The organism is Celeribacter sp. HF31, from assembly GCF_011806455.1.
Lineage (GTDB): Bacteria > Pseudomonadota > Alphaproteobacteria > Rhodobacterales > Rhodobacteraceae > Celeribacter.
Window position 1 is genome coordinate 503150 of record NZ_JAATOT010000004.1, and the last position, 19384, is coordinate 522533.

Annotated in this window: 17 protein-coding genes; 13 read left to right on the top strand and 4 right to left on the bottom strand. The window is 61.4% G+C overall.

The window, feature by feature from the left end:
• Window positions 1–20: 20 nt before the first annotated feature.
• The 4 genes from HCZ23_RS11465 to HCZ23_RS11480 form a co-directional block, all read right to left on the bottom strand.
• Complete coding sequence (locus HCZ23_RS11465; protein ID WP_167601840.1) at window positions 21–1661, bottom strand: BCCT family transporter; 1641 nt, start codon at window positions 1659–1661, stop codon at window positions 21–23.
• Between the two features lie 130 nt (window positions 1662–1791).
• A complete protein-coding gene (locus HCZ23_RS11470) occupies window positions 1792–2886 on the bottom strand; it encodes a hybrid-cluster NAD(P)-dependent oxidoreductase (protein WP_167601841.1) in 1095 nt (364 codons plus the stop codon).
• Window positions 2883–4172, bottom strand: a complete 1290-nt coding sequence (locus HCZ23_RS11475) for an SRPBCC family protein (protein WP_167601842.1) — start codon at window positions 4170–4172, stop codon at window positions 2883–2885. The genes HCZ23_RS11470 and HCZ23_RS11475 overlap by 4 nt, the downstream gene beginning before the upstream one ends.
• A gap of 606 nt (window positions 4173–4778) precedes the next feature.
• Window positions 4779–5522, bottom strand: a complete 744-nt coding sequence (locus HCZ23_RS11480) for a FadR/GntR family transcriptional regulator (RefSeq protein WP_167601843.1) — start codon at window positions 5520–5522, stop codon at window positions 4779–4781.
• Between the two features lie 231 nt (window positions 5523–5753).
• On the opposite strand from HCZ23_RS11480, the gene HCZ23_RS11485 reads away from it, so the two are divergent.
• The 13 genes from HCZ23_RS11485 to HCZ23_RS11545 all read left to right on the top strand — a co-directional run.
• A complete protein-coding gene (locus HCZ23_RS11485; RefSeq protein ID WP_167601844.1) occupies window positions 5754–7001 on the top strand; it encodes a branched-chain amino acid ABC transporter substrate-binding protein in 1248 nt (415 codons plus the stop codon).
• A 96-nt stretch (window positions 7002–7097) separates the two neighbouring features.
• Entirely contained in the window at window positions 7098–8039 is a 942-nt protein-coding gene (locus HCZ23_RS11490; protein ID WP_167601845.1) for a branched-chain amino acid ABC transporter permease, read from the top strand.
• A gap of 3 nt (window positions 8040–8042) precedes the next feature.
• On the top strand, window positions 8043–9269 hold the full coding sequence (locus tag HCZ23_RS11495) for a branched-chain amino acid ABC transporter permease (RefSeq protein ID WP_167601846.1): 1227 nt from the start codon (window positions 8043–8045) through the stop codon (window positions 9267–9269).
• Window positions 9266–10018, top strand: coding sequence for an ABC transporter ATP-binding protein (locus tag HCZ23_RS11500; RefSeq protein ID WP_167601847.1), 753 nt, complete (start codon window positions 9266–9268; stop codon window positions 10016–10018). The genes HCZ23_RS11495 and HCZ23_RS11500 overlap by 4 nt, the downstream gene beginning before the upstream one ends.
• The gene (locus HCZ23_RS11505) at window positions 10018–10740 is read left to right on the top strand and encodes an ABC transporter ATP-binding protein (protein WP_167601848.1); all 723 of its coding nucleotides are present in this window, start codon (window positions 10018–10020) and stop codon (window positions 10738–10740) included. The genes HCZ23_RS11500 and HCZ23_RS11505 overlap by 1 nt, the downstream gene beginning before the upstream one ends.
• Window positions 10741–10754: 14 nt before the next feature.
• A complete protein-coding gene (locus tag HCZ23_RS11510) occupies window positions 10755–11258 on the top strand; it encodes a VOC family protein (protein WP_217703175.1) in 504 nt (167 codons plus the stop codon).
• Window positions 11255–11995, top strand: coding sequence for an SDR family NAD(P)-dependent oxidoreductase (locus HCZ23_RS11515; RefSeq protein ID WP_175580900.1), 741 nt, complete (start codon window positions 11255–11257; stop codon window positions 11993–11995). The genes HCZ23_RS11510 and HCZ23_RS11515 overlap by 4 nt, the downstream gene beginning before the upstream one ends.
• 81 nt (window positions 11996–12076) lie before the next feature.
• Window positions 12077–12853: an SDR family NAD(P)-dependent oxidoreductase gene (locus HCZ23_RS11520; RefSeq protein ID WP_167601849.1), complete on the top strand. Its 777-nt coding sequence runs from the start codon at window positions 12077–12079 to the stop codon at window positions 12851–12853.
• Between the two features lie 12 nt (window positions 12854–12865).
• Complete coding sequence (locus HCZ23_RS11525) at window positions 12866–15067, top strand: thiamine pyrophosphate-dependent enzyme (RefSeq protein ID WP_167601850.1); 2202 nt, start codon at window positions 12866–12868, stop codon at window positions 15065–15067.
• Window positions 15068–15078: 11 nt separating this feature from the next.
• Window positions 15079–16311 (top strand): pyruvate dehydrogenase complex dihydrolipoamide acetyltransferase, encoded by a 1233-nt coding sequence (locus HCZ23_RS11530; protein WP_167601851.1) that lies wholly within the window; start codon window positions 15079–15081, stop codon window positions 16309–16311.
• 1 nt (window position 16312) lies between these two features.
• Window positions 16313–17104 (top strand): shikimate dehydrogenase, encoded by a 792-nt coding sequence (locus tag HCZ23_RS11535; RefSeq protein ID WP_167601852.1) that lies wholly within the window; start codon window positions 16313–16315, stop codon window positions 17102–17104.
• Between the two features lie 2 nt (window positions 17105–17106).
• A complete protein-coding gene (locus HCZ23_RS11540; RefSeq protein WP_167601853.1) occupies window positions 17107–18576 on the top strand; it encodes an NAD-dependent succinate-semialdehyde dehydrogenase in 1470 nt (489 codons plus the stop codon).
• Window positions 18573–19384 (top strand): FAD-dependent oxidoreductase (locus HCZ23_RS11545; RefSeq protein ID WP_167601854.1); only part of this gene is annotated, 812 nt, incomplete at its 3' end. The genes HCZ23_RS11540 and HCZ23_RS11545, both read left to right, overlap by 4 nt.

The window sequence follows — 19384 nt, forward strand, 5'->3', positions numbered from 1 at the left end:
GAAGTTAGGAGAGCACCGCCTTAGCGAGGCTCGGAGGCCAGACCGCGCCAGATCGCGACACACATGACCAGAAGGACGATGGTGAAGGGAAGGCCGGTCGAGATGACCATGGATTGAAGCGAGCTCAGACCCCCTGCGGAGAGCAGCAGCACGATGGCCACCACGCCTTCGAACAGGCACCAGAACACACGCTGCGGCACCGGCGCGTCGACTTTACCGCCTGCGGCGATGGTGTCGATCACGAGAGAGCCGGAGTCCGACGAGGTCACGAAGAAGACGATGACCAGAATGATCCCGATGAAAGAGGTGATCGCCGTCCAGGGCATGGCGTCCAGCATGGTGAAGAGCTGAAGCGGAAGAGGGGCTTCGGTCACGGCCATGTAGCCATCACGCACAACCTGGTTGATCGCAGCACCGCCGAAGACGGACATCCAGAGCACACAGACCAGCGAGGGGACGAGCAGCACGGAGATGATGAACTCGCGCACGGTCCGACCACGGGAGACGCGGGCGATGAACATGCCGACGAACGGGGACCAGGAGATCCACCAGGCCCAGTAGAAGGAGGTCCAGCCCTGAACGAAATTGACATCGTCACGTGCGACCGGGTTCGACAGTTCCGGCAGGTATTGCAGGTAGGCGCCGAGGAAGCTGAGCACATCCGTTGTCAGCAAAAGCGTCGGACCCGCGATGAGCACAAAGGCCCAGAGCAGGAAGGCCAGGCCCATGTTGATCTCGGACAGAAGTTTCACACCGGCTTCGAGGCCTCGGATCACGGAGAACAGGGCGATCGCGGTGATGCCGCAGATCAGGATCACCTGCGAAGTGTCGCTGATCGGCATGCCGAAGAGCTTGTTGAAGCCGGAGTTGGCTTGGGCAGCACCGAGACCCAGCGACGTGGCGAGACCGAAGAGGGTCGCGAACACGGCGAGGATGTCGATGACGTGACCCGGCCAGCCCCAGACGCGTTCGCCGAAGATCGGGTAGAAGGCGGAGCGGATGGTGAGCGGAAGGCCCTTGTTGTAGGAAAAGAGCGCGAGGCTCAGCGCCACGATGGCATAGATCGCCCAGGGGTGCAGACCCCAGTGGAAGATCGAGGCCGCCATGCCGAGACGCACGGCGTCGCCTTCGTTTCCACCCGCAGCACCCAGCGGTGCCCAGTCGGTGCGCACACCGTCTTCGCCCACGGAAATCCCGCCCAAGGACGACGAGAAGTGGCTGAGAGGTTCAGACACGCCGTAGAACATCAGGCCGATGCCCATACCCGCAGCGAAGAGCATCGCGAACCAGCTGGTGTAGGTAAAGTCCGGTTTGGCCTCGGGGCCGCCGAGGCGAATTTTGCCATAGGGGCTGATGACGATGGCAAGACAGACGATGACGAAAATGTCTGCCGCGCCGAGGAAGAACCAGTCGAACCCTTTCGTCACGAATGAGAACATGGCGCTAAACGTATTGCCGGCCACTTCGGGCATCAGCAGCGTGAAAATCACAAAGGCGATGACGGCGATGGCAGAGACCGGGAACACCGGGTTGTGCAGGTCGAACCCAAACGGGCCGAAGGACCCTTCGATGTTGTCTTGGCCAATATCGTAATCGGTGTCGATGACACTTTCCGGCGGCGCCTCATAGGGCGTCTGGTCCGGATCTTTTTGATCAGTCATGGATATCCCTCCAATGTAAATTTAGCGGATTTCGTCCGTATTCAGGCCTCTTTTCGGGCCTTTAGGTACAGCCATACCCATCGCGCAAAACGCGTTGCCTGCGAGATGTGCATGGCTGAAAAGTGAGGTCTTAGAGTTCGACCTCGACGTCTGTGAGCGGCGTGGAGCAACAGATCAGGATTTTGCCCTGATCGATCTCGCGTTTGCGAATGCCCCCACCGTGCTGCATATCGACTTCACCGGAGATCAGTTTCGATTTACAGGTGCCGCAGATGCCGCGCTGACACGATGACATCGGCAGCAGGCCGGCCTCTTTGGCGGCGGTCAGAATGGTCATGCCGGGGCTGACCTCGACCACATGGCCGGTTTTCGGAAAGCTCACGCGGAAGGTATCGCCGCTGATCTCGGGCGCCGAGCTGGGCTCCTCGATCGTGCCAGCGGTTTCTGCCCCGAAATCAAAGCTTTCTTCGTAATAGTGGTCCATGTTGAACCCGGCCTCGCGCAACATGTCGCGCACGCCTTCCATGAAACGCGCCGGACCGCAGCAGAACACTTTTCGCTCTTTGTAATCCGGGGACATCATGGTGAGCATCTGGATGTTCAGACGACCGACGTAGCCGCTCCAGGCATGGCTGGAGGAGGTGGTGTCGACCGTCAGAGCCAATTTCAACGTCGGGTTTTGCATCGCCAGAAGCTCAAGCTCCTTGCGGAAAATCAGATCCGCAGGGGTCCGGGCCGCATGGACGAAATGCAGGTCGTAGGGTTCCGACAGGTCGCAGGCCGTGCGGGTCATCGACATCAACGGTGTGATGCCGCTCCCGGCGGAGATGAACAAAAGTTTCTCTTCCGCATTGGCGTCGGTGGTGAAATCGCCGGACGGACCAATCACGTTCAGTTCCTTGCCCGGCAACATGTTGTCATGCAGCCAGTTGGAGCCCGGGCCGCCCGGGACGCGTTTGACCGTGATCTCGATCCGATAAGGCCGCGCCGCCGAGGCGGAAATCGTGTAGCTGCGCGTGACCATGCCGTCGACCGGCAGTTCAAAGGTCATGTGCTGACCCGGATAGAACCGGAAGTCGCGCGGTTCGCGCGCAGAGAACACGAAGGTCTTCACGTCATGCGTTTCCTGCCGGACCTGGCGGCAGACGAGCGTGTCGTCTACCTCCGGGTCCCACAGAGGAACGCCAGTTGCTTCGGTCAGCTTTTCGTTGGCCGGTGCAGTCATTCAGCAGCTACCTTTTGGGTTTCAGCTTTGGCGAAATGGTCTTTCAGGCGATCAATGTACCAGGCGGCAAAGGATTCCACATGCGGCTCGGTGTAGGGCGAGTAGGGCCCCGGCTGGTAGCCGGACATTTCCGCGCCCTTTTGTGCCAGAGCGACCAGATCGGCGTCTTGCTGGTTGGTGTAGGTCCAGACCTGGGTGAGGTTGTCGAGGTTGTAATCCTCGCCCTCGATCGCGTCCTTGTGCACCAGCCAGGTGGTGCGCACCATGGTGCGGCCCGGGGAGAGCGGCAGCACGGAGAAGGTCACGATGTGGTCGGACATGAAGTGGTGCCAGGAGTTCGGGTGGGTCCAGAAGCTCAGACCGCCGAGTTTGGCGCCAGTGGTTTCACGGCTGAAGTTGCCGAGAAGTTTCTTACAGGCCACTTTCGTGTCCACGGTGTGGCTTTCGCCTTCCCACATCAGCGGCAGGCGCATGGTGCGGAACCCGGTGACGTCGGAGAGGTGCTGTTCCTCGGAGGAGGGCAGGCCGCAGGCGGTCCAACGGGCGTGGCTTTCTTTGATTTCTTGTTCGTATTTGGCAACGTCGTCGGAGCGGCGCTCGTCCAACTCGTCCGGGGAGAAGCCAAAGCCGAACTCGGAAAGCGGCACGGTCAGCTGCGGGTGGTTGCCTTCGCAGTGGTAGCACTCGCGGTTGTTCTCGAGCGTCAGCTTCCAGTTGCCCTCTTCGATCAGCTCGGACTGGAACGCCACTTTGGTGTTCTTGATGTCATGCGGCGCGATGTAGGGCGACATGATCTCGTCCATCTGATCGATGTCCGCCGGGGCGTCTTTCGCGAGGCAGATGAAGATCAGGCCCGCGATCGAGCGGACGTGGACGGTGCGCAGGTTGTGGCAGGATTTTTTGAAATCCTTGCCCATGTGCTCGGCCAGGATCAGATCGCCATCTTCGTTGTAGGTCCAGCCGTGGTAGCGGCAGACGATGTTGCCGATGGTGGTGGATTTCTCGTTGACGAGCTTGGCGCCGCGGTGACGGCAGACGTTGTGAAAGCCGCGGATCTCTTCGTCGTCGCCACGCAGAAGCAGCACGGAAACCGGGCCGATCTCAACAGTGATACAATCGCCCGGCTCGGGCAATTCCGGCTCGGTCCCCACAAAGATCCAGTGGTTGCCGAAGATCACCTCGATATCGAGGTCGAGCACGTCCTGAGACGTGTAGAACGGCGCTTCCAGGCTTTTGTAAGCTTCGCGACGTGCGACGAGGGCGGGGATGTTAACGGAGTCACGCATGTTGATGTACCTCGGCTACTGCGTGTTGGCGGGGGAAGGGGACCGGATAAAAGGGTGTGCGTTGCGAGGCGGAAAACCGCTGCCTTTCTATCGTACTGCATGCTGGTGCCGTACGAAAGCCCCGCTCTGGCGAGCAGAGGTCTGTCATCCGCGAAAACGCGTATGACCCGCGAGAAGCGCGGGGGTTGGCAAGGGCTGTCGATCGCACCCTAAGTCTCCCTGTTTAATGGCGGCAGGTAACCTGCTCTTTGGGTTTCGCCCTCTAATGTTCGGACGATCTGGTGATCATTTGAAAATGTGTAAAATGCGGGGAGAAGTGGTAAGTCAAACTGCCGGTATTTTTGCGACAGGACCCCTTGAGGACCCAATCTTCTCAGGCTGAGCTGTTTTCTTTATGCCTGAGAAATGAGCGAAGAGACAAGAGGCTGGGCATATGGCAAGAGGTCGCGGCGCGGTGCGCCCCGTGGCCACTGTGCGAAAACAAGCATGCAGAGAATCAAATGCGTCATGTTTCCGTCACGGCGGGGCGCGAGATATGGGAGAAAGGTTTCGGGCCAGATAATCGGCGACGGGTGATCTTTCAGGTCAGATCATCAGGTCAAATCATCAGGCCAGATAAATCCGTATCCGCTTCGACGCGTTGTAGAGGTGACGCGAAGCCGCCTCAGCCGCCGCCTCCTCATCGCCATCTTCGAGCGCTTTGTAGATCGCCTTGTGTTCATCCTGAACCGCGTCCATCAAATCGGCGTGGTTGGTCTTGGTGTTGCTGCGCGCCTGGCGAATGATGTTGCGCGCGCTGGCCTCCAAGTGTTGGCACAGGGAAATGAAATGCGGGTTATGCGTCGCTTCGACGATGGCCTGGTGGAACTGATAGTCCTCTTCGTCGCCCAGCCGGTCGCTGGCGATGGCGTATTCCATGCCAATCAACGCGCGTTTGATCTTTTTCAGATCCTCCGGCGTGCGGCGTTTCGCAGCGATGCGTGTGGCCGCGACCTCGATGGTCACGAGCAATTCCATCGCCTCTTCGAGCCGCCCGAGATCGGAGACGGAAAAGTTCTGAAAGCGAAACGATGTGGTTGGATCGCGTTGGGTCACATAAACGCCGCTGCCCGCGCGGGCGGCGACGAGACCGTCGGACTTGAGCTGTGACAAGGCCTCGCGCACCACGGCGCGGCTGACGGCATATTGCGTGCAAAGGTCGCGCTCCGAGGGGAGCCGATCCCCGACCGACAAGGCGCCAGATGCAATTTTTGCGCTCAGGTCCTGTGCGATCTCATCTGGCAAATGACCGTTGCGTGCCCCGGTGCCATTGCGCGATTGATCATGTGTGAGTCGACTGGATACTGACATTTTTTCCCCTTTGCAGGACCATAATATCTCACTGGTCTGACAGGTTAAAGAAAAAATTATCAATTAAATTCAATATATTAATTTGTAAATTTTGAAAATTCGTGTGGTTTTGTGTGCCTTGAAAAATTGGTCAGTTAGGTTGTTGACTGGTAAGACCATTTCATGCCATCACATGAAAAGCCGAAGGGGTGGAGGATCTCTTCGCAAGTCAAATATGTCAGGGAGGACAGTATGGGATTCCAGAAATTCGCACGCGGTACGGCGGCTATGGCGCTTGTTATGGGGGCCGCGACTGCGGCACAGGCAGAGCCTTTGAAGATCGCTCTCGTGGAGACCCTCTCGGGTCCGCAGGCCTCGACCGGTTTGCTGTATCGCGATGCGGTGAAATATCAGATCGGCAAGATCAATGAGGCGGGCGGCTTCGGCGGTGAGCCGATCGAACTGCTCGAATTCGACAACCAGGGCGGCCCGGTGGGCGCCGCCGACCGTGTCCGCGCCGCGATTTCCGAAGGCGCCGATGTGATCCTTCAGGGCTCGTCTTCCGCCGTGGCCGGTCAGGTGACCGAAGACGTGCGCAAATACAACCTGCGCAACGCAGGCGACGAGGTACTTTACATCAACCTGGGCGGCGAGGCGATGGAGCTGACCGGGTCCAAGTGCCACTACTACCACTTCCGCACCAGCCCGAACGCCGCGATCCGCGTCAACACTCTGCTCGACGGCATGAAAGAAGCCGGTGTGCTGGGCGACAACGTCTATGCGATGAACCAGAACTACTCCTGGGGTGTCGACGTGCAGGACAACACTGTGGCCGCCGCTGATCGTCTCGGCTTTACCGTCGTCGAACAGACCCTGCATGACGTGAACAAGATCCAGGACTTCTCGCCTTATGTGCAGCGCATTCAAGCCGCCGATGCCGATACGGTGATCACCGGCAACTGGTCCAACGACCTTCTGCTTTTGATGAAAGCTGCCAGCGGCGCAGGCCTTGATGTGCGTTTCGGCACGGCCTTCCTCGATCAGCCGGGCAACATCGGCAACGCCGGGGCCGTGGCCGAGGGGCATTTCCTCTCCGCGCCGTTCAATGCCCAAGTGAACCCGGAAGAAACCTCCGCCTTCATGGAGGATTACAAATCCGTCACCGGGCATTATCCAAGCTATGTCGAACCGACGACGGTCTTTGGTCTGATGCTTTTGGGCGAGGCGCTGAAGTCGGTTGAGCCGACTGAGGACGGATTGAACGCTGCCGATCTCGCCGTCGCGCTTGAAAATGCCACCGCCGAGACGCCGATGGGACCGATCTCGATGCGTGCCGATGACCACCAGATCATTCAGCCGATGATCGTACAAGAGGTCAGCAAGGATGCCCAGTATAAGGCCGACGACACCGAATATGGCTTTGTCCCGATCAAGGTCATCTCCGCCGCAGATGCGGAACAGCCGGTGCAGGACAGCTGCAAAATGAAGCGTCCGGGCTAAGCCCTGACACCCCACTTACACACGAAACGCATGTCATGATCGGGGCCGAAAAGCCCCGGTCAGGACGCCGCTCACCCGATGCCTACGGAGGTCAGTGTGGACCAGATACTCTTTGCTTTGCTCAACGGCACCATTTACGGGCTCTTGCTCTTTATGGTTTCCGCCGGTTTGACACTTATCTTCGGGATGATGGGGGTTTTGAACTTTGCCCACGCATCCTTTTACATGCTGGGCGCCTATTTCGCCTATACGCTTCAACCTCTTACGGGATTCTGGCTGGCAATCATCCTCGCTCCGATCCTGGTGATGGGGGTCGGCATTCTGGTCGAACGTTTCATCTTGCGCCATGTGCACGAACACGGCCATGCGCATGAATTGCTTGTGACCTTCGGTCTGTCGGTGGTGATCGCCGAGATGATCAAGATGGTCTACGGCAAATTCGCGGTCGATTACCGCGTGCCGGCCGAGCTGAACTTTGCGGCCTTCTCTTTGTCGGGCATCGACTATCCGTTCTATCGCTTGTTCATGGGCGGCATCGCCGTCGTCATGTTCATCGCGATCTATCTCTTGCTGACGAAAACCCGTGTCGGCATCGTCGTGCGCTCCGCCATTTACCGTCCGCAGATGGTCGAGGCGCTGGGTCACAACGTCCCCATGGTCTTCATGGGCGTCTTTGGCATCGGGGCCGCTCTGGCGGGTCTCGCGGGTGCTGTCGCGGGTGCGTTTTACACCACCAATCCCAACATGGCTCTGGAACTTGGCGTCATGGTGTTCGTGGTCGTCGTGGTCGGGGGGCTTGGCTCCATGGGCGGCGCGATGGCCGCGTCGCTTCTGATCGGCATCACCAACTCGCTCGCGGTCGGAAGCGATTTCCGCATCGCGGATCTTCTGACGTGGATCGGCATGGGCGGGTGGGCCGAGGAGATTGGCGGGCTTTTGACCATGCGCATGTCCAGCCTCGCCGCCACCCTGCCGTTCTTTATCATGCTTCTGGTGCTGGTGCTGCGCCCCTCCGGATTGATGGGCGAGAAGGAATAACTCATGAAATACGCACCTCTACTTCTTTTGGTCACGGTCGCCGTGTTGATCGCCCTGCCGTGGCTGGTCTCCGGCTCCATGCTCAACGCCGCTGTTCAGATGCTGATCGCCGCCCTTTTCGCCATGGCCTTTGGCCTGTTGTGCGGGCAGGCCGGGATGCTGAGCTTTGGCCATGCCGCCTATTTTGGCGTCGGCGCCTTTGCCGCCGTCCATGCGATGAACGCCTTCGGGGGCGAAGGGCTTTTGCCGACGCCGCTTTTGCCGCTGGTCGGGGGCGCGACGGGCCTGGTGAGCGGGCTTCTGGCGGGCTATTTTTCGACCAAGCGCACGGGCGTTTACTTCGCCATGATCACGCTGGCGCTGGCTGAATTGCTGCACGCTCTGGCGCCGCACCTCAAAACCGTCTTTGGCGGCGAGGCGGGCGTGTCCTCCTTCCGTATGCCGGCTTGGGGCATTGGCTTCGGTTCGCTCAATGACGTCTATTTCCTGACGCTGGTCTGGACGCTCGTGAGCATCGGTCTTCTGTATCTCTTCAGCAAAACCCCGCTTGGGCGTTTGGCTCTGGGCCTGCGTGAAAACGCGCATCGTCTGCGTTTTCTGGGCTACAACACCCATGCGCTTGGCACGTTGATCTTCGCCATCTCCGCCATGTTCGCGGGCATTGCAGGGGCGCTTCAGTCGATGAACATCGAAGCCGCAAACTACGTCGTGCTCGAATCCCACATCTCCACGGCCGTGGTGCTCAACAGCTTCATCGGCGGTGTGCGCGTCTTCCTCGGCCCGGCGATCGGCGGCGCGCTGATGACCTTCTTCGGCCATGTCACCTCCGACCTGACCCGTGTCTGGCTTTTGTACCAGGGCATCATCTTCGTGCTCGTCATGATGTTCCTGCCGCGCGGTCTCGTGGGCGAGCTGGTCGAACGCCTCCGCAATCCCAGTGGCGAAGGCTTGGCCCGCACGCTCGGCACGGTGTTGGCGCGTCTTGTGAGCCTCGCGATTGCTGCTTTCGGTGCGGTTTTCCTGATCGAATTCCTGCAACGCGTGCTGTCGCCGGAGTATCGCGCGGGTGTCACCGACGGCACCTGGCCCGACATCGCGCTTTTCTCTTATGACTGGGCGCCGCTCTCCGTAAGCCCTTGGGCCTTTGGCCTCGGCCTCTTCGGCATCGGCATCGCTTTGGTCACCATGGTCAACCGCCGCGTCGCGGCGCGCAAGGAGGCACAGGCATGAGCGATCCTATTCTGTCTTTGCAACATGTTCACAAGTCCTTTGGCGAGGCCCATATCATCCGGGATGCCAATCTCGATGTGATCCCCGGTGAACGCCATGCGGTGATCGGGCCGAACGGGGCGGGCAAGTCGACGCTGTTCCATCTCTGCTCCGGCCAGTTCGCACCCACCGAGGGCAAGATCCTTTTGAACGGCAAGAACATCGCCGGTTTGAAACCGGCGGAGGTCAACCGTCGCGGTCTGGCGCGCTCGTTCCAGATCACCAATATCTTCCCCGGTGTGACGGTCTTCGAGAACTTGCGTCTCGCGGTGATGCGCAAGCACAACCTGCAATTCGTGTTCTGGCGCTCTGCCGCGCGGCTGCGTCTGGTCAACGAGGAGGTCGACGATCTTCTGACCAAAATCCGCCTCACGGACCGCGCCCAGACGCTGGCCAGCCAGCTGTCGTATTCGGAGCAACGCTCGCTTGAGATCGGTATGACTCTGGCCTCCGATCCGCAGGTGATCCTCTTGGACGAACCGATGGCGGGCATGTCGCATGAGGAAACCGATTACACCGCGGGGCTGATCCGCGAGATCACCGAAGGCCGCACGCTTTTGATCGTCGAACATGACATGAGCGTCGTCTTTTCGCTGGCGCATCGCATCAGCGTGCTGGTCTACGGCGAGATCATCGCCACCGGCACGCCCGAGGACATTCGCGGCAATGCCCGCGTGAAAGAAGCCTATCTGGGCGAGGAGGCGGCGTGATGGAGTCTGTGAGCGATACAATCCTCTCCGTCGAGGGGCTGCACGCCCATTACGGCAAAAGTCACATCCTGCACGGCGTCACTTTCGACGTGGCCCGTGGCGAGGTCGTCAGCCTTCTGGGCCGCAACGGCTCAGGGCGCTCGACCACGATGAAATCCATCATGGGGCTGGTGCCGCCGTCTGAGGGCCACGTGCGTCTCGACGGTGTCGATCTGGCCGGTCAGCGCAGCTTTGCGATCTGTCGCCGGGGCATCGGCTATGTCCCGGAAGAGCGTGAGATTTTCCTCAACCTCACCGTCGATGAGAACCTCGAAATGGGGCGCCAAAACGGGCCGGACGGCGCGGCGAAATGGGATGTCGATCAGATGTTCACCTATTTCCCGCGCCTCAAGGAACGCCGCAACACCCGCGCCGGAAGCCTCTCGGGCGGGGAGCAACAGATGCTCACCATGTGCCGCTCGCTCTTGGGCAACCCGCTGGTGATGCTGATCGACGAGCCGACCGAAGGCCTCGCGCCCAAGATCGTGACCGTCGTCGGCGAGGTGATCCAAGACATCAACAAACACGGCGTCTCCGTGGTGCTGGTCGAACAAAAGCTCACCATCGCCATGCAGGTCTCGCATCGGGTCTGTGTCATGGGCCACGGCCAGATCGTTTTTGAGGGCACGCCCGACGAGTTGAACGCCAAGCCGGAGATCACCGACGAATGGCTCGCGGTGTAAAGGAGGAACGCGTGATGACATCTGCGATGAACATGACCGCACCGATGGAAATGGGGCTGACCGTGCGCGATCTGCCCAGGATGCTTGAGTTTTACCAACAGGCCTTCGGCCTTGAGATCGTGGCCGATGTGACCGTCCCCGCCGAGAAAGCGGATGTTGCGGCGCTGAGCCGGGGCGCCTACCGCGTCGTGCGGCTGCAAACGCCTTGGGGCGAACGGATCAAATTGCTCGCGCCAGAGATTGCTCCGGCCGAGCGCCCCGCAGCAACGGACCACATTCTGGACCAGGCCGAGGCGACATATCTGACCTTCATCGTCGACGACCTGCGCGCCGTTGTGGCCCGCGTGGTCGCGGCGGGTGGTGCTTTGATGACGGGTGATGAGCCGGTCGAAGTGCGCCCCGGCACCTTCCTCGCCTTTCTGCGTGACCCGGAGGGGCATATCGTCGAGATCGTCGAATATGCCGACATCACCGAGTATCGCACGGATCTCAACGCGCCCAAGGAGGCCTCGGCATGATGTTCGATTTCACCAACCGCACGCTGGTTTTGACCGGCGCCAATGGCGGCATCGGCCGCGCCGTGGCGGAACTGTTCCACGCGGCAGGCGCCAATCTGGTTCTGGCCGATCTCGACGGCGAGGCTTTGGCGGACTTTGCCGCCACGCTGACCTCTCCGAAAGGTGGCGTGATTGAAACCCTCGCCGTGGACGCCGCCAATCCCGATGACGCCGACCGGATCGTCGCCGCCGCAGCCAAACTGGGCGGCATCGATTTTCTCGTGCCCTCCGCCGGCATCTATATGGCGGAGCCTTTCGCCGAGATGACCGACGATCAATGGCGCCGCACCCTGTCCATCAACCTCGATGGTGTCTTCTATCTCACCCGCCGCGCGGTCGACCATTTGAAAGCCGGATCGTCCATCGTCAACCTTAGCTCGCTCGCCGCCCATCGTGGCGCCAAGACCAACGCGCATTACGGCGCCTCGAAAGGCGCCATCAGCGCCATGACCCGGGCGCTCGCCAATGAGTTGGCGCCGAAAACGCGGGTCAATGTCGTGGCGCCCGGTGTGATCGACACGCCGATGACGCGCGATCTGATCGCGACGCGGGGCGACGACACGCTCAGGCACACGCCGATGGGGCGGACCGGACAGGCGTCCGAGATCGCCACCGTCATCGCGTTCCTGTGCAGCGAGGCGGCAAGCTTTGTGAACGGCGAAACCATTCACGTCAACGGCGGGCTTTATATGAGCTGAGCCAGCGCACCGCGCAGAAATTTAACTGTTTTCAACCCGGCGGCCCGAGGAGGGCGTGTCCGGGATCGGAGGAGAATTATCATGACCATCACGTTCGATTTCACCGGACGCACCGCGCTTGTGACAGGCGCTGCTTCGGGCCTCGGCCTTGCCATGGCGCGCGCTTTTGTGGGCGCGGGCGCCAAGACCGTCCTTTTCGATCTGGACGAGGACGGCGTGCGGGCGGCGGCGGATACGCTGAACGCGGATCACCCCGGACAGGTCACAGCCCTTGCGGGCTCGATCACCGATCCAGCGGCTGTGGAAGCGGCCTGTGAGGCGGCGGTGGTCTTTGGCGGGCGGCTCGATGTGGTGATGAACAACGCGGGCATCTCCTGCAATGCGCCGTCGCTCGATCTCGACGAGTCCACCTGGCGTCGGGGCATCGACGTCAATCTCAACGGTGCGTTTTTTGTCGCTCAGGCCGCCGGTCGCGTCATGGCGGAACAAGGCGGCGGCAGCATCGTCAACACCGCCTCGATGTATGGCGTCGTCGCTGCGCCTGAACGTGCCGCCTATTGCGCCGCCAAGGCGGGGGTCGTGGCGCTCACGAAAGTGCTGGCCATCGAATGGGCCGATCAAAACATCCGCGTCAACGCCATTGCGCCCGGTTACGTGCGCACCGCACTGACAGAAACGCTCGCCGCGCAGGGTCGACTTGATTTGGACGCTCTCAACGCGCGGGTGCCCGCCGGACGTCTCGGCACGCCCGAGGAAATCGCCTCTGCCTCCCTGTTTCTCGCTTCGGACGCCTCCGCCTATGTGACCGGCCAAACGCTGGTCGCCGATGGTGGCTGGTCCTCCTACAGCTATTTGTAAAGGACATCTCTCATGCCGATCTATGACGATCTGACGCCGAAAGCCTTCTGGCGTGACATCAAAGCCTCCAAAGAGGATCGCACCGAGCTGGACCCCACCGTCGGGCGGACGATGCTCAGCCAATTGCACCTCATTCGTGCTTTTGAGGAAAAGGTTCTGGACCTTGCAGGGCAGGGGCTTGTGCACGGGCCTGCGCACTCCGCGATTGGGCAAGAAGGTGGTGCGGTCGGCTCCGCCATGGCGATGCGCGGCTCCGATCAGGTGAACGGGTCGCACCGCGCGCACCATCAGTTCCTCGCCAAGGCGCTGGCCTATGCCGCACCCGAGGGGATCGACCCTGAGAAGAGCTTTGGCGAGGCGCTGCGGCACCTGTCGAAACGCACCCTGTCGGAAATTCTCGGTCTCTCCGAGGGCTTCTGCCAAGGCCGCGGTGGCTCGATGCACCTGCGTTGGGCCGAGAGCGGCAACCTTGGCACCAATGCCATTGTCGGCGGCGGTGTGCCCATGGCGGCGGGCGCGGCCTGGGCGCACAAACAGGCGGGCACGGGCGATGTCGTCTACACCTATTTCGGCGATGGCGCGGTCAATATCGGCTCTGTTCTGGAGACCATGAACATCGCCGCTGCGTGGAAACTGCCGATCTGTTTCTTCATTGAAAACAACCGCTATGCCGTGTCGACCCATGTGGAAGAAGTCACCGCCGAAACGCGGCTTTCGGCGCGCGGTCTGGCCTTTGGCATCCCGGCGCTGAAGGTGGACGGCATGGACGCGCTGTCGGTCTATCTGGCCTCCGAGGAAGCCAACAAGATCATGCGCGCGGGCGAAGGTCCGGTGGTGATCGAGGCCGATGTCTACCGCTATTTCCACCAAAACGGCGCGCTGCCCGGCTCTGCCTTCGGCTATCGCACAAAGGAAGAAGAACAGGAATGGCGAGGCCGCGATCCGCTCGACGCCATGGCGCGCGACCTAATGGAGCGTCAGATCATCGGCGCGCAAGCCATCGAAGACCTGCGCACTCAGGCGCAAGAGATGATGGAAGAGATCGCGGGCGAGCTGATCGAAGAGGTCGATGGCAAACGTCGCATCAAACCGGCGCTCTGGCCCGAAGAGAGCTTCCGTGATTTCGGTCTGCGCGGCGATCTGTCGGAATTCGACGGGGCGCGTTTTGAGGAACAAGACGCGTTTTTCGGCACGCTCAAGGACAACGTGAAATTCATCGACGCCGTGGCCGATGTGATGATGCGCCGGATGGAAACGGACGAGCGTGTCGTCGTCATGGGCGAGGATGTGCACCGTCTCAAAGGCGGCACCAATGGCGCGACCAAAGGCCTGTCGGACAAGTTCCCGGATCGCTGCCTCGGCACGCCGATTGCCGAGAACGCCTTTACGGGGCTCGCCGCAGGCATGGCGGCCGACGGGCGCGTGCGGCCGGTGATCGAATTCATGTACCCGGATTTCATGTGGGTGGCCGCGGATCAGGTGTTTAACCAGATCGGCAAGGCGCGTCACATGTTCGGCGGCGACAATGCCATGCCTTTGGTTTTGCGCACGAAAATTGCGATGGGCACGGGCTATGGCTCGCAGCACTCCATGGACCCGGCGGGGATTTTCGCGACCGCCCCCGGCTGGCGCATCGTCGCCCCCTCGACGCCCTATGACTATGTCGGGCTGATGAACGCGGCGCTTCAGTGCGAGGACCCGGTTCTGGTGATCGAACATGTCGATCTCTACGCGTCTAAAGGCGTCGGGCCGGTGGATGATCTCGACTACATGATCCCGCTGGGCAAAGCCAAAGTCGTCCGCGAAGGCGCGCGCGTCACCGTGCTGACCTATCTCGCCATGGTCGAAAAGACCCGCGAGGTCGTCGAGCGTCTGGGCGTGGATGCCGAGATTATCGACCTGCGCAGCTTGGATCGCGCCGGGCTCGATTGGGAGACCCTCGAGGCCTCCATCGAGAAGACCGGCAATGTGTTGATCGTCGAACAGGGCGCCTCTGGCACGTCTTATGGCGGCTGGCTTGCCGATGAGATTCAGCGCCGCTGTTTCGACTTCCTCGATCAGCCGATCAAACGGGTGCATGGCGCGGAAGCCTCGCCCAGCATTTCCAAAGTGCTTGAAGCGGCGGCTTGCGCGCGTCCGCAAGACATTGAAGCGGGCCTGCGCGAGGTCATGGCCGATCAGGGCCTGCCTCTCGCGGCTGAGGCTGCGGAATAAGGAGAGAATTTATGCCCAAGGAAATCATACTGCCCTCGCTCTCCGCCGGAATGGAAGACGCGGTGATCGCCAATTGGCTCAAGGCCGAAGGCGAGGCCGTGACCGCCGGGGACACATTGGCCGAGGTCGAGACCGACAAGGCGACGATGGAATTCGAGGCCGACGCGGACGGGGTGTTGGGCAAAATCCTCACCCCCGCCGGCGAGCGCGCCGATGTGAATGCGGTGATCGCGGTTCTGTTGCTCGACGGTGAAGACGCCTCTGTGCTGGACGGCTATACGCCGGGTGGGGCGGCGTCTGCGGAAACGGTCGACGCGCCGGTTGAGGCCCCGAAAGCCGAAGCAACCCCGGTGGCGAAATCCTCCGACAAGATCGCGGCCTCGCCGCTCGCCCGCCGGATCGCGGCACAGAAAGGCGTTGATCTGTCGGGGCTTTCCGGCTCTGGCCCGCGCGGTCGCATCGTGCGCATCGACGTGGAACGCGCGGCCGAGGCCGGGGTTGTCGCTCCCGTGGCTGCCCCTGTCGCCAAAGCCGCTGCGCCCAACCTCGCGGGCATCGGCGACTACGAGGAAATCCCCCACACCGGCATGCGCCGCACCATCGCGCGGCGGTTGCTCGAGTCGAAAACCACCGTGCCGCATTTCTACCTTGAGGCCGATTGCGACATCGAGGCGCTCATCGCGCTCCGGGCCCAGATCAACGAGGGCCGCGAAAAGGCAGACCGGATTTCTGTCAATGATTTCATCGTCAAAGCTGTCGCCAACGCGCTGGCCAAAGTGCCTGCCGCCAATGCGATCTGGACCGATGAGGCGGTGTTGCAGCTCAAATCCATCGACATTTCCGTGGCGGTTGCAACCGACGGCGGGCTGATCACGCCGGTACTGCGCAATGCCGCTCAAAAGAGCCTCGGCACGCTGTCGTCGGAGATGAAAGCACTGGCCGCCAAGGCCCGCGAAGGTCGTCTCAAACCGGATGAGTACCAAGGGGGCGGCTTCTCTCTGTCGAACCTTGGGATGTATGGGGTCAAGAACTTTTCCGCGATCATCAACCCGCCGCAGAGCTGTATTCTGGCCGTCGGGGCCGCCGAAAAACGCCCCGTCGGGCGCGGCGATCAGATCGTGCTGGCACCCGTCATGAGCGTGACCCTGTCGGTCGATCACCGCACCGTCGATGGCGCCGTGGGCGCGCAGTGGTTGGCGGCCTTCAAAGCGGGCATCGAAAGCCCGATGAACCTGTTGGTGTAACATGATCACGGGCCACACCAAAACGCTGGCGATCTTCGCCGATCCGGTCACCCATGTGCGCACGCCGCAAGCGCTCAACGCGCGGTTTGAGGCCGAGGGCGTGGACGCCGTTCTGGTCCCGCTCGAAGTGCCGCCCGAGGCATTGGAGCCAATGCTCAAAGGTCTCGCAGGCGCGCGCAATTTCGCCGGCGCCGTGGTCACCGTGCCGCATAAAACCGCTGTGCCTGCGCTCTGCGATGCGCTGAGCGCGCGCGCGGCGGCGGCACAAAGTGTCAATGTCATCCGGCGCAGGCCGGACGGGGCGCTCTACGGCGATATCCTCGATGGCGAAGGCTTTGCACGCGGGTTGGAGCAGGCGGGGGTGACGCTTTTCGGCAAACGCGTGTTCCTCGCGGGCGCAGGCGGCGCGGCCAGTGCCATCGCCTTTGCGCTGGCGGACCGTGGCATTGCCGCGCTGACCGTGGCGAACCGCTCCGTTGAGAAAGCCGAGGCCCTGATCGCGCGGCTGGCCGCGCATTTCCCCGATGTGGGTTTCGCCGCCGCCACGGACCCCGCCGGGCATGACATCGCGATAAACGGCACCTCTTTGGGCCTCAAACCCGAGGATGCTTTGCCCTTCGATCCGGACACACTCGACCCCGGCACCTTGGTCGCCGAGGTCATCATGCAGCCGGAGATCACACCGCTTTTGCACGCCGCCGAGGCGCGCGGGCTCATGATCCATCCGGGGCATCACATGTTGGAGGCGCAGTTGACGGAGATGCTGCGGTTTCTGACGCATGAGGAGGAATGAAAATGAGTTTGAGTTTGCAAGATCTGCGCGACACCGGGCTTTTGCGCGATGCCAATCTGGTTGCCGGAGACTGGATCGAGGCTGACCCGGAGACCGGCCTTGCCGTGCACAACCCTGCCGATGGGTCGCTGATCGGCTATGTCCCGAAACTGGGCCGTGCCGAGGTCGCCCGTGCGATCCAAGCCGCCGAAGAGGCGCAAAGAGGCTGGGCTGCGCGCACCGCGAAAGACCGCTCAAACGTGTTGCGCGCATGGTTCGATCTGATGATCGCGCATCGCGAGACTCTGGCGCAAATTCTGACCTTGGAACAGGGTAAACCGCTCGCGGAAGCCGCGGGTGAGATCACCTATGGCGCGAGCTTTGTCGAATGGTTCGCCGAAGAGGCCCGCCGGGTCTACGGCGAAACCATTCCCGGCCATCAGCCCGACAAACGCATCCTCGTGATGAAGCAACCCATCGGCGTCGTCGCCGCGATCACGCCGTGGAATTTCCCCAACGCGATGATCACCCGCAAGGCGGGGCCTGCTTTTGCCGCCGGTTGTGGCATGGTGTTGAAACCCGCCTCCCAGACGCCTTATTCCGCCATCGCCTTGGCGGTTCTGGCGGAGCGTGCGGGACTGCCCAAAGGCCTCTTCAGCGTCATCACCGGCTCCGCCGCGCAGATCGGTGCGGAGCTGACCGAGAACCCGATTGTGCGCAAATTGACCTTCACCGGCTCGACCGAAATCGGCGCGATGCTCTACGCGCAATCGGCGCCGACGATCAAGAAACTCGGGCTGGAACTGGGCGGCAACGCGCCGTTTATCGTCTTTGACGACGCCGATCTCGACGCCGCTGTCGAAGGCGCTCTGATCGCCAAGTTCCGCAACAATGGCCAGACCTGTGTCTGCGCCAACCGCATCTATGTGCAGGACGGGGTCTATGATGCCTTTGCCGAGAAACTCGCCAAGGCGGTCTCAAACCTGCGCACCGGCAACGGTATGGAGAGCGGCGTCGAGCTTGGCCCGCTGATCGACGAGAGCGCACTTGAAAAAGTGCAAAGCCATGTGACGGACGTGGTGGAGAAAGGCGGCCGCGTGCTTGCGGGCGGCAAACCCCATGCTCTGGGCGGCACCTTCTATGAGCCGACGGTTCTGGCCGATGTGACCTCCGATATGGCGGTCGCGCGTGAGGAAACCTTTGGCCCCGTCGCCCCGCTGTTCCGCTTCACCGACGAAGCCGAGGCGATCCAGGCCGCCAATGACACTGAATTCGGCCTCGCCTCCTATTTCTACGCTCAGGATGTGGCGCGGATTTTCCGGGTCTCGGAGGGGCTGGAATACGGCATGGTCGGGGTCAACACCGGGTTGATCTCCACCGCAGAAGCGCCTTTCGGTGGGGTTAAAATGTCCGGTCTGGGTCGCGAAGGATCACGCCATGGCATCGAAGATTTCCTTGAACTGAAATACGTGTGTTTGGGAGGCATCGCATGAGCGGGACGGATCAAAACTTCGACCTCATCGTGATCGGCGCCGGCCCTGGTGGCTATGTGGCCGCCATTCGTGCGGCGCAGTTGGGGCTTAAGGTCGCCTGTGTCGAGCGCGAGAATCTGGGCGGGATTTGTCTGAACTGGGGCTGCATTCCGACGAAGGCGTTGCTGCGCTCGGCGGAGGTCTATCACCAGATGCACCGCGCCAAGGAATTCGGTCTCTCGGCGGGCGACATCGGCTTTGATCTCGAGGCCATCGTCAAGCGCTCGCGCGGCGTCGCGGCGCAGATGAATGGCGGGATCAAGGGCTTGTTTAAAAAGAACAAAGTCACCGCGATCATGGGCGAGGCGACACTCGCTGGCAAAGGCAAGGTCGAGGTCAAAACCGACAAGGGCACCGAGACGCTCAGCGCCAAAAACATCATCGTCGCCACCGGCGCGCGGGCGCGTGAGCTGCCGGGGCTGGAGGCCGACGGCGATCTGGTCTGGACCTACCGCCACGCTTTGGTGCCGACGCGGATGCCGAAGAAGTTGCTGGTCATCGGCTCGGGCGCCATCGGCATTGAATTCGCGAGCTTTTACAACACTTTGGGCGCCGACACCACGGTCGTCGAAGTGATGGATCGCGTGCTTCCGGTCGAGGACAAAGACATCTCCGCCTTCGCCAAAAAACAGTTCGAAAAGCAAGGGATGAAGATCCTGCAAAAGACCACCGTGAAGAAACTCGACCGGGCAAAAGGCAAAGTGACGGCGCATTTCGAAGCGGGCGGAAAAGTCACCACCGAAGAGTTCGACACGGTGATTTCCGCGGT